This is a genomic window from Pedobacter sp. A2324 (genome assembly GCF_059693705.1).
Window position 1 is genome coordinate 458,364 of sequence record NZ_JCASSK010000005.1, and the last position, 11,628, is coordinate 469,991.

An 11,628-nucleotide genomic window follows, 5' to 3' on the forward strand; every position below is an offset into this window, starting at 1 on the left:
TTGCACAATTATTTATAATTAGTCTAAATAAATGAGTAGATATTTATCTGTTGCCTTTTTGCTTTGGAGTTTTGCTGCTGTTGCACAGGATTTTAAAGTTGATACCACCCGGGCAAACGAATTAAAAGATGTGGTGGTAACAGGGCAATATGGCCCGCAGACCTTGAAAAACTCAGTGTATAACGTTAGAACAATCAGTTCTGAAAAGATCAGGCTTCGCGGGGCGACTAATTTGCAGCAGGTATTAAACACAGAACTTGGCTTTAGGTTCAGCAATGATTTGACGTTGGGCACTACAGATGTATCATTAATGGGCATGACCGGCAGAAACGTTAAAATTTTATTGGACGGGGTGCCTATGGTCGATCGGTCGGATACAAGGGAAAGCCTGGGCCAGATCGATATTAATACGATAGATCGGATTGAAATTGTAGAAGGGCCAATGTCTGTTGTATATGGAACGGATGCTTTGGCTGGGGTAATTAACATCATCACTAAAAAACCTGCAAATGCACTTTTTAACGTTAATGCCCGGATTCAGGAAGAAACGGTTGGTAAGGAATATAATGGATTTACTGGATCTGGGGTACATAACCAGAGCTTAAACCTGAGCTGGCAAAAAAATGGCTGGAGTGCGCTGGCAGGTGGAAGCCATAATGAGTTTGGTGGCTGGAACCTCCCTCCTAAAACGGCCACACTTGCGCAGTTTAACAATTGGGGTGCCTTTTGGAAACCGAAAGATCAATGGTTAGGAAATGCAAAAGTGGGTTATAAGAATGACAACTTTAATATCTGGTACCGTTTGGATGGTGTAAATGAAGTTATTGATGTACGTTATGGGATTAATGATCTCGGAAAAGGCAAACTCGCAGCCTATACTACAGACCGTTATACGCAGCAGTTGCAATCCGAATGGCGGGTAAACTCTAACCTACAGCTTACGGCAATTGCAGGTTATACAGGTTTACAAAGGGCTACGCGTACAGTGCTTCATGACTTTACCAATAATACAGAAGAATTAACCACTGCAGCCGGCGAACAGGACGTGGCTAAGTTTAACTCTGCCATTTTCCGCACCACCGCTATTTATAATCTTAATGACCTGGTTTCGTTTCAGCCGGGGTTTGAATATAACCGGGACGGTGCATCAGGACAAAGGATATCGGGAACACCTGTCATTTCTGATTATGCGCTATTTGTTTCTGCTGAAATCAAACCCATAAACTGGATGAATATCCGCCCGGGACTCAGGTTTATCAAAAATTCGATCTATGATGGACCGCCGGTCATTCCTTCACTGAACACGAAATTCAGGCTGAGTAAAACGCTGGATTTAAGGTTAGCTTATGCAAGGGGCTTTAGGTCGCCGGCACTAAGAGAACTATATTACTATTTTGTAGATGCCAGCCATGTCATTTACGGTAATCCAAACCTGAAGGCTGAAGAATCAAACAGTTTTAATGGTTCGGTGGCCTGGTCGGGTATTAGTACTGCAAGTGTTCAGTTTCGCTCTACCCTGGCAGGCTTTTTCAACAAGTTTAAGAACAAGATTGATTTTGCGCAAGATCCGTCTGACCCTAGTGTTACCAGCTTGTTTAACGTTACTAATTTTAAAACTGTTGGTACCACACTAGATAATACTTTGATCTACAAAAAATTTCAGGCTAACCTGGGCTTCTCTTACATTGGCAGCTATCATGATTACTCAGAGGATGAGCTATTCACTGGCAGTAAAGTGGTATGGTCTCCGGAAGTTTCGGCAAGCCTGAACTATAATTTTACGAGGCTTAATGGCGGTGTGAGTTTATTTTATAAGTACACCGGCGATAAACTGGGTTTTCAAACCACCACCGGCGGCTATCAGCAAACCAAAATATCGGGTTTCAGCTTTGCCGACTTTATGATTAATAAGAATATCAGGAAATTCCTGACCATTAATGCGGGAGTTAAAAATATATTCAACGTAACCCAATTAAACAGTACGGCTACTTCAGCTTCATCGACTAATCCGCACAGTACAACCACCGGAGCTGTTCCCCTGAGTTACGGAAGATCATATACGCTCGGACTAACTTATAACTGGAATAAAATTTAAATATAACTAAGAATCAAAAACAGAAAATGAACAAACTTAACTCAATGATTGCGATAACATTTATCGCCGTAACATTTGCAGCCTGTAAAAAAGATAGCGATGAACCTATTGTGGTAGTTCCGCCATCAGACGGGAGTACGCTTACACTGAATGGATTAGTTGGAGCAGAACTAGGGAGTGCCGCAGGAAATAGTGTTTATGTTGATTTTAGTACTGATAAGCAAACCGCTGTTTTAAGATCATCATGGGATTTAGGATTTTATAGCGGTGCTGACTTTAAAGTTGTTTTGAATAATACAACAAGCGCAGGAGCAAAAGTATTGACTGCAACAAGCTTAGCCGCAGTGACAGAAACTGATACACTCGGACTAACATTAGCAGTAAGCCAGGCTAGCCCGGCACCAGCAGACTTTAATTACTTTGATAAGATCGATGGCTCAGGCACAGTTATTCCAGCTATCTCTTCTACTGCCACTGATAATAAAGTAATCATATTAAATCGTGGAACGGGAGGAAGTATTGCTGCCCGCTCCTGGATCAAATTAAGAGTTACCAGGAATACTTCTGGTGGTTATACTTTACAATATGGAAAGATTAAAGAAACAACAAATTTTACTACTGTAGAGATTCCTAAAGATGGTACTTTCAATTTTAAATTTGTATCTCTGACAAACGGACAAGTAACCAGTGTAGAACCACAGAAAGCTGATTGGGATATCACCTGGGGATATTCAGTTTATCAAACGACTTCTAATAATGCCTTAGTACCATATAACTTTTCTGATATGGTGTTTATCAATAGCCTGGCTGGCGTTACGGCAGCAGAGGTATCTACGAGTGATTTCACCTACGCTGCTTTTACTGAAGCTAATCTTACAAGTTCAAAATTTACTTTCACGGGTTTGAGAGATGCGATTGGTTCGAAATGGAGATTTAGTACTGCTTCGGCGACGAATGCAATTGGGGTAAATCCAAACACTTTCTACCTGATTAAAGATGGTGCGGGCAACATTTACAAACTAAAATTTGTAAGCTTTATTTCAAATGATGGCGGTACCCGCGGTAAACCGGTAATCGAATACAAATTGGTTAAAAAAGCATCTTAATATACAGATGCTCTCAATCTCAGATTTTAAAAATATGTTTTGTTAGTTGGATAGATGCTCCCCGCGATGGGGAGCTTTATCTTTTTAAGCCGTCCCCTAAACCCGGACGGCTTTTATCATCCTGTCCTTTCCTTGCATATCGGATTTTAATTCGATGTCAGAGAATTCTTTAGCTAGAAGCATATCAACTGTTTCCTGACCCAGATATTCATTGATTTCTAAATATAACTGGCCGCCATAATGAAGTTGTTTTTTTGCAAAATCGGCAATGGCTTTATAGAAAACAAGTGGCTCCTCATTGCTCACGAATAAGGCCAGGTGAGGTTCGTGCAAAAGCACATTGTTATGCATCTGCTCTTTCTCTAATTCCCTGATATATGGAGGATTGCTCACGATGATATCAAATTTATCTTCAGTTGTATAGTTCAGGATATCGGCATTGATGAAATTGATATCTGTTTTCAGCTGCGCTGCGTTTTCTCTTGCCATATCAAGCGCCTGAGGCGAGACATCCATCGTGCTTACCCGGAATGCCGGAAGATACTTTTTGATCGATATGGGAATGCAGCCGGAGCCTGTGCCGATATCCAACACACTTTTGTTTTTAGTGGAAGAACCAGCATGATTGTTGATGATCCAGTCGACCAGTTCCTCAGTCTCCGGCCTTGGAATCAGCACATTTTCATTTACCTTAAAAACTGATCCGTAGAAATGAGCCTCTCCTAATATGTGCTGGATCGGCTTCCCTATTTTAAGGTCGTTTAAAACCGACAACAATTGCTGAACCTGTATGGGATTGAGCCGTTGATCCTCTGGTAGCAGGAGCAGTTTACGATAAGGCATGCCGGTAATATGTTCTATTGCCATTTCAAGCAAAACCTTTGCTTCATCCTCATCATATAACATTTCAAGTTTCAGGATATAATCCTCTTTTAAGGCTTCAATTTTCATTGCTGTAAAATTACTTAATTGACATCATATGGAATCTATTTATCAGTTCAATGAGCCATTTTTTACTATTTTTGCAACAATGAGCCACGAATTTTATATGAAACGCTGTCTGGAACTAGCAGCGTTGGCAATCGGTAATGTAAGTCCTAATCCCATGGTGGGTTGCGTCATCGTTTTTGACGGGAAAATCATTGGTGAAGGTTATCATCAGCAGTTTGGTAAGGCACATGCTGAGCCCAATGCGGTTCAATCTGTATTTGATCGTTATGGCGATGCGGCCGCCAGGCTTTTAAAGCAAGCTACTGCATATGTGAACCTGGAGCCTTGTGCCCATTTCGGCAAAACCCCGCCCTGTGCGGATCTTTTTGTTAAGCATCAGCTGAAGCGGGTGATTATTGGCAACCGTGACCCTTTTTCAGGTGTCGATGGCAAAGGCATCGAAAAGCTCCGTAATGCCGGGATTGAGGTTTCCAGCGGGATTCTGGATGAAGCCTGCAGGGATTTTAATAGGCGCTTTTTTACACGTATAGAGAAGCAAAGACCATACATTATATTAAAGTGGGCCGAGACGGCAAACGGGTACTTTGCCACTAATGATGGCCATCAGAAATGGATCAGCGGTGCAGTGGCCAAACGACTGGCACACCAATGGCGTACAGAAGAAGATGCCATTTTGATCGGCAAGCAAACAGCTATCATCGATAATCCACATTTGACTGCCCGCGAATGGCCGGGCAAGAATCCTGTTCGTTTGGTGATCGACCGCAGTTTACAGATACCTCAAAATAATCACATCTTCAATCAGGAGGCCAAAACCATCATCTTTAACGAGGTAAAAACAGATGTTGAAGATAATATCCATTACATTCAAATGGAAGATATGCACTTCTATCTCGCTCAGAAAATTGCTTTTCAGCTGTACTTGATGGATATTCAATCTGTCATTATTGAAGGAGGCGTACAGATTCTCCGCCAGTTTCTGGAAGCAAATCTTTGGGATGAAGCCAGGATATTTACCTCTGCCAATAGCTGGACTGAAGGAATAGCCTCGCCTGCTATCAACGGCCATTTAATCAACCAGGAACAGGTTGGAACTGATAAGCTTTCCATTTACATAAACGCCATAAATAAATGATATTTATAATTTTAAGTGTTTGCTGTAGTGTTACCGTAGCCGTGTTACTCAAACTGGCAAAGCGGTACCAGATCAGCATCATTCAAGCCGTTGCCGTTAATTATTTTGCTGCCCTGTTGCTTTGTTTCTTGTTTTTTAAACCTGACCTTAGCCTGCTTAATGCTGCGGCGCCGTGGCAGATTTACATACCTATAGCAATCCTACTTCCCTCTGTATTTTTAATCCTTGCGGCATCGATCAAAAATCTGGGTATTGTAAAAACGGATATCGCTCAGCGCCTGTCGCTATTTATCCCTGTTCTGGCAGCTTTCTTTATCTTTAAAGAAGACTTCAATCAGTTAAAAATCATTGGTCTGGCCGTAGGTTTCCCTGCGATATTTCTCACGTTTCTGCGTAAGGCTGAACCTAATGATACTAAAGGAAACTGGTTTTATCCGGTATTGGTTTTCGGCGGCTTCGGCATCATCGATGTGTTTTTTAAGCAGATTGCACTATATAAAGCAGTTCCTTACACCACATCCCTGTTTATCGTGTTTGCAATGGCTTTTGTGGTTGCACTGGTGATTGTGGTATTTTTAGCAATCACCGGAGAAATCAAACTTCAACTAGTAAACCTGGCATGTGGACTAATATTGGGCTTATTTAATTTTGGCAATATTCTTTTTTACATGAAGGCTCATAAGGCACTGGCCGACAATCCGTCGACCGTATTCGCCGCCATGAACCTCGGTGTAATTGTCGTAGGCACTATCATCGGTATCCTGGTGTTTAAAGAAAAGCTGACGAAACTCAACTACGTGGGTATCTTATTGGCACTGGCCGCAGTAATCATCATTACTTTGTCGCAAAATGCTGTTCGATGATACTTATAAAACGATCGAAGGTGCTTCAGAAGGCATTTTTCGTGATAAAGGCAGTAAGTTTCTGGCCTATGCGTACCCTATTCGGTCGGAAGAAGAGGTGAAGCCCCTATTGTTAAAACTGCGCGCTGAGCATAGCAAAGCCAGGCATTGGTGTTACGCTTACCGGCTTAGTCCCGATCGGTCGGTGTTCAGGATTAATGATGATGGTGAGCCATCAGGTACGGCCGGGCGACCCATCTTAAATTGTTTATTATCTGCCGAAGTGACGAACATTTTAATTGTTGTAGTACGGTATTTCGGGGGAACGCTGCTGGGTGTTCCAGGTTTAATTAATGCCTACAAAACGGCAAGTATAGAGGCGCTCAGCGCGGCACACATCATTTCTAAAACTGTCAACGATATTTATGAAGTGGATTTTGAATATCTTCAGATGAATGACGTGATGAAAGTAGTGAAAGACGAAGACCTGAAGGTGCTTGATCAGAAGTTCGATACATATTGCACACTGAAATTTGAAGTCAGAAAGACTTACCTGAACCAGGTTTTAGCTAAATTTGACAAAATAGACCAGGTGAAAACCAGGTATATACAAACCATATAACTCAAATTACCTACCATGAAAATAGCTGAAAGTGATCTGATTATTAACCCTGACGGAAGTATTTACCATTTGAATCTGCTTCCTGAAGATGTAGCAGATACAGTTATCACTGTTGGAGACCCAGACCGCGTAGGTGAAGTGAGTAAGCATTTCGACCGGGTGGAATTAAAAAAAGGCAAACGTGAATTTATCACCCATACCGGTTATGTAGGTGCTAAAAGAGTAACCGTCTTGTCTACAGGAATTGGTACCGATAATATCGATATCGTTTTCAACGAACTAGATGCACTGATAAATGTAGATTTTGAACGCAGGGAAGTCAAAAAAGAGCTAAGGTCATTAAATATTATCCGCGTTGGGACATCTGGTGCGGTTCAGCCGGATATCCCGATGGGGACTATTCTCGCCTCCTCATTTGGTTTGGGTATGGATGCGCTGATGAACTATTACCAGCAAAGCCCATCTGTTCAGGAACAGGATTTGCTGCAAGACGTAAATTCGCATTTTGGCCAGCTCCCAAACATCCATCCCTATTTAACTGCTGCTGATGACTCTTTGTTGAATACCATTGGTAAGGATTTAACCCATGGCATTACCATAACCGCTCCGGGGTTCTACGCTCCTCAGGGCCGCAAAGTACGTGCTGAAAATTCGATAGCTGATTTTATTGGCCTGATCAATAGTTTTAAAAGCAACGAATACCGGATTACAAACCTGGAGATGGAAACTGCCGGGATTTATGCTCTTGCTAAAGTTTTAGGTCATAAAGCTTTATCCATAAATGCCATCCTGGCCAGTCGGGTAAAGTTTGAATTTAGTCAATCGCCGGATAAAATTGTTGAACAAGCCATTAAACTGGTGCTGGAAAAGTTGTGATCCTATGCGGCTTTGATCTTTTCCTTTACCAGTTCATTCCCCTCGGCATCAAGATAGGTACAAGTTAATTCTTCGAGATCTGTAATCCACTTTTCTACGCCGGCATCAGCAGCCTGTTTACAAAAGGTAAAATAATCGGTTTCGCCTTTTTGATGGATATGAAGTGCGTGACTAAGCTTCTCTGCAGACGATTCGTCATTGATCACTACATCAGGGTACTCCGTAGGGCTGATCTGCTGCGAATGGTCTTCGCTGTCAAAATAGATAGACAAACCATTGCTCACATAAACATCGTTTCTTACGATGCCCATTTCTTTCAGTTTTTTGATGAAATTGGGGAAATCGGCACCTGTTTTGATTTCTGCCTCTGCACGCTTAATCTGCTCTATAGTAAACATTCTTTAGGAATTTAGTGATACTTTATAAATCGTTGTTTGTGTATACAAATCTTCGGGTTGCAGTATCGTTGTCGGGAATCCCGGAATATTTACGGCATTCGGATGATGCTGTGTTTCCACACAGAATGCTCCATAACCAACGTAATCTTTTCCACCTTTACCATTTTTTGCCTTCAGCCATTTAGCGGTGTAAAAATGGGCAACAGGTTCAGTTGTATAAACACTAAGTACTAAACCACTGTCGTGCTCAGTTGTTTTACTGGCCAGGGATAAATCCCCATATTCCTTATCCAATACGAAAGTCTGGTCATAACCTTCGTCGGGATTCCAGTCTTTTCCGATTTCTTTTAATTGGGTAAAATCAAGAGGCGTTCCGCTAACGGGCAGCAGTTTTCCGATGGGACAAAAGTTGCTATCCTGTTCCAGGGAGTTTGAAGCAAAAATCTGTTGCTGATGTTTACTCACACTCTCGCCCCTTGCTGAAAGATTAAAGTAGCCATGGTGTGTTAAATTGATGGCTGTAGCCTTGTCAGTTTCCGCTTCATAGGTTAGTATTAGTTCGTCGTTTTCAGTCAGCTCAAAGGTAAGGCCTACAACCAGGTTTCCAGGGAAGCCCTCTTCCCCATCCACACTTTCATACTCCAGCGTTACAAATGATTCATTTTCATCCAGCTCAACAATATCCCAAATCTTTTTGTCGAACCCAACCACACCCCCGTGTAAGGTTTCAGTGCCGTTGGTTTGAGCCAGTTTATAGGTTTCATCTCCAATAGAAAATGAACCGTTTTTGATTCTGTTGGCATACCGGCCTATAACAGCGCCCAGGTAATTACCATTGGCAATATATTCAGGATCAAGGTATTGTTCGATGGTTTCAAATCCCAGTACGATGTCCTGCTCTTCTCCTTTTGCGTTTTTTACGATAAACTTGTTAATGATGGCGCCATAGTTAAAGATTTTAACATAAGTGCCTTTTGTATTGGTGAGTTCGATGGCAATAATTTCTTCTCCATCAATAAATATTCCTGTAGGTATCTGCTGAACGCTCATAATGATAATTGGCTTTGATTTACCCAACAAACTTAACTGAATTTTCTTTTTTTGATGCAGGTTGGGCGGAGTTTTTTGGCATGGCAAACCAGATTAATTATTTAATTTTGGGGCCTGATGAGAAAGTTAAAGTTAGATGAGTTAAATCGCCCGGATATTGAAGCGTTTAAAGCGCAGGAGAAACTGCCCGTAATTGTGATTTTAGATAACGTACGCAGTATGCATAATGTAGGATCGATATTCCGCACTGCAGATGGCTTTGCATTAGAGAAAGTGGTATTATGTGGCATTACTGCGCAGCCGCCACACCGTGAAATTGAAAAGACGGCATTAGGTGCTACCCAGTCTGTCGATTGGGTTCATTATGCCGATACGCTTACGGCTGTTGACGCTTTTCGTGCTGAAGGGTATGAGATCGTAGCGATTGAGCAGGCAGAGAACAGCACCATGCTTAATACCTTTAAGCCCGATCCACGGAAGAAGTATGCGCTGATATTTGGCAATGAGGTTGATGGAGTAAGTGATGAGGTGATGTCAAAAATCGACGAATGTATTGAAATTCCACAATTTGGTACCAAGCATTCTTTTAATATTGTGATATCGGCAGGTATTGTTTTCTGGGATTTCTTTGCTAAATTGAGGTTGTAAAAAGCCGGTATGGAAAACCTGTTACTCAAGAAGCTACAAATCAAACCTGGTTATCGGGTTAAGGTGGTAGACGCTCCGGAAAGTGCGGCTGCGATATTTGGTGATATCCCCTCTGAAGTCTCACTGGTGTACGGTGGAGAAGGTGATTTTAATGCACTGATTACTTTTACTACTGCTAAATCCACTTTGAACCGCCAGATTGAAGATCATTTACCTCGTATCAATGCGAAAACAATCTTTTGGGTGTTTTATCCTAAAAAATCATCGAAGGTTGAGTCAGACTTGGACCTGATGAAAACCTGGAAAGAACTGGAGGTATATGGCTTATCGCCTTGCGCCTCGGCTGCGGTGAACGGGACATGGACAGGGCTCAGGTTGAAACTTTCTACCGAAGTTAAAGCTTCGGGCATGCGCAATGACCATATCAAAAGCAATGAGTATGGAGAATATATCGATCCTGTAAATAAAAAGATCAAGCTCCCACCTGATCTCGAAGCCCTCCTCAGTAAACATGTAGTCGCCCTTACCTACTTTAACAGCCTGGCCTACTCGCACAGGAAAGAATATGTATTATGGATTTTATCTGCCAAACAAGAGAAGACGCGCCTTTCACGTCTGGAGAAAACCGTAGATATGCTGTTGAACAGAAAGAAAAATCCATCTGAAAAAGGCTGATTTTCTAATGCCGGTTTAATCTTCTGTACTGAATTACATACAAAATATGACATTTCCAAATGTTAAAAGTAACATTTTCATGTGTTAAATTATATGTCTTAACAGCCTGATAATATGCTATTTGAATGGATTTGTATGTTTTTGGCAGGATTTTTTCTTTGCTGGTGCAAAACAGTGATGTAATAAAACTGTTAACACACTAACATTTAAAATAGAAAAAATGAATACGAGAATTACAAAATCAACAATGTTGATTGCTTTATTAGGCCTATCATCACAATTATTTGCACAGGAAGCTACTACGACTACCACGACAACTACCACTACTGGTCGCTTTTCTCCAACCCAGTTCCGTACCTGGTCAATTGGTGTTCACGGAGGTGTATTAAGTCCTAATACGATTTTTAACGGGAAAGACAGAGATTTCCAGACTGCTAAAGAAAACATCGGCTACGGTGGTTACATTAAAAAACAAATTCTTCCTGCATTAGGTATCCAGGCAGATTTCTTAGCTGGTAAAGTAGAAGGCTTAAGAGCAACTACGGGTTTAGATGCTAATGGCAACTATACTTCAACTAACAATTCTGAATTTAAAACCAATATCCAATGGTCGGGTGCTGTTTCTGCAGTGTGGAATGTAGCCAACATCAACATCAACAAAACTGATGGTGTGTTGATCCCATACTTAAAAGGTGGTGCCGGTTATATGTCATCAGGTGCAACTACTTCAGGAACGCCTGCTGCTTTAACTGATCAGGGTTCATACAGAGAGGGATGGTTTATCCCGGTTGGTGCAGGTTTCAAATTAGCAGTTGCTAAAGGTATTAACCTAGACTTCGGTTATGATGTTAACTTCCTTAAAACTGATAAGTTTGACGGATATAACATTGGAGGTTATGACAGGTTCTCTTACGGACACGCAGGTTTAGAATTTGCTTTGGGAAGTAAAGAAAAACCACAATTACAAAACTACAGTTCATTAGCTGCTTTAAACAAATCAACAGCAGAAGAAAGTGCTGAATTAAGAAGAGCATTATCTACTGCTGAAGAAAATGCAGCCAGAGACAGAGCACAATATGCTAAAGATCTTGCTGATGATGATAACGATGGTGTAGCAAACAAATTTGACAAATGCCCTGGAACAGCATCAGGTACTGTTGTAGATGGTTCAGGATGTCCGTTAGCTGCTCCAACAACAAAAGTGATTAAAGAAACTACTGTAATTACTGA

General features: G+C 41.5%; 12 protein-coding genes. 9 read left to right on the forward strand and 3 right to left on the reverse strand.

Going from position 1 to position 11,628, the window contains the following annotated elements:
* Positions 1-31: 31 nt before the first annotated feature.
* Together AC570I_RS17125 and AC570I_RS17130 are read left to right on the forward strand one after the other, a co-directional pair.
* Positions 32-2,095 carry a TonB-dependent receptor plug domain-containing protein gene (locus AC570I_RS17125; protein ID WP_497406445.1) on the forward strand — a complete coding sequence of 688 codons (2,064 nt, stop codon included), beginning with the start codon at positions 32-34 and terminating at the stop codon, positions 2,093-2,095.
* A 26-nt stretch (positions 2,096-2,121) separates the two neighbouring features.
* On the forward strand, positions 2,122-3,201 hold the full coding sequence (locus tag AC570I_RS17130) for an HmuY family protein (RefSeq protein ID WP_497406446.1): 1,080 nt from the start codon (positions 2,122-2,124) through the stop codon (positions 3,199-3,201).
* Between the two features lie 96 nt (positions 3,202-3,297).
* Here AC570I_RS17130 and prmC read toward each other — a convergent pair whose 3' ends face one another.
* Positions 3,298-4,152, reverse strand: coding sequence for a peptide chain release factor N(5)-glutamine methyltransferase (prmC, locus tag AC570I_RS17135; protein WP_497406447.1), 855 nt, complete (start codon positions 4,150-4,152; stop codon positions 3,298-3,300).
* A 79-nt stretch (positions 4,153-4,231) separates the two neighbouring features.
* Between prmC and ribD the strand changes: the two genes are divergently transcribed.
* The 4 genes from ribD to AC570I_RS17155 are packed head-to-tail and all read left to right on the forward strand — an operon-like array spanning position 4,232 to position 7,627.
* Entirely contained in the window at positions 4,232-5,287 is a 1,056-nt protein-coding gene (ribD, locus tag AC570I_RS17140) for a bifunctional diaminohydroxyphosphoribosylaminopyrimidine deaminase/5-amino-6-(5-phosphoribosylamino)uracil reductase RibD (protein WP_497406459.1), read from the forward strand.
* The gene (locus AC570I_RS17145) at positions 5,284-6,150 is read left to right on the forward strand and encodes an EamA family transporter (protein ID WP_497406448.1); all 867 of its coding nucleotides are present in this window, start codon (positions 5,284-5,286) and stop codon (positions 6,148-6,150) included. Before ribD ends, AC570I_RS17145 begins: the two co-directional genes overlap by 4 nt.
* Positions 6,137-6,751, forward strand: coding sequence for an IMPACT family protein (locus AC570I_RS17150; RefSeq protein WP_497406449.1), 615 nt, complete (start codon positions 6,137-6,139; stop codon positions 6,749-6,751). The genes AC570I_RS17145 and AC570I_RS17150 overlap by 14 nt, the downstream gene beginning before the upstream one ends.
* Positions 6,752-6,766: 15 nt before the next feature.
* A complete protein-coding gene (locus tag AC570I_RS17155) occupies positions 6,767-7,627 on the forward strand; it encodes a nucleoside phosphorylase (protein WP_497406450.1) in 861 nt (286 codons plus the stop codon).
* Positions 7,628-7,629: 2 nt separating this feature from the next.
* On the opposite strand, the gene AC570I_RS17160 is transcribed toward AC570I_RS17155, so the two are convergent.
* Positions 7,630-8,025 (reverse strand): DUF1398 domain-containing protein, encoded by a 396-nt coding sequence (locus AC570I_RS17160; protein ID WP_497406451.1) that lies wholly within the window; start codon positions 8,023-8,025, stop codon positions 7,630-7,632.
* A gap of 3 nt (positions 8,026-8,028) precedes the next feature.
* Positions 8,029-9,075, reverse strand: a complete 1,047-nt coding sequence (locus AC570I_RS17165; protein ID WP_497406452.1) for an aldose epimerase family protein — start codon at positions 9,073-9,075, stop codon at positions 8,029-8,031.
* Between the two features lie 117 nt (positions 9,076-9,192).
* On the opposite strand from AC570I_RS17165, the gene AC570I_RS17170 reads away from it, so the two are divergent.
* From AC570I_RS17170 to AC570I_RS17180, 3 genes are all read left to right on the forward strand, one after another.
* Positions 9,193-9,723, forward strand: coding sequence for an RNA methyltransferase (locus tag AC570I_RS17170; RefSeq protein WP_497406453.1), 531 nt, complete (start codon positions 9,193-9,195; stop codon positions 9,721-9,723).
* Between the two features lie 9 nt (positions 9,724-9,732).
* Positions 9,733-10,398, forward strand: coding sequence for a YdeI/OmpD-associated family protein (locus AC570I_RS17175; protein WP_497406454.1), 666 nt, complete (start codon positions 9,733-9,735; stop codon positions 10,396-10,398).
* Between the two features lie 220 nt (positions 10,399-10,618).
* Positions 10,619-11,628 (forward strand): outer membrane protein (locus AC570I_RS17180; protein WP_497406455.1); only part of this gene is annotated, 1,010 nt, incomplete at its 3' end.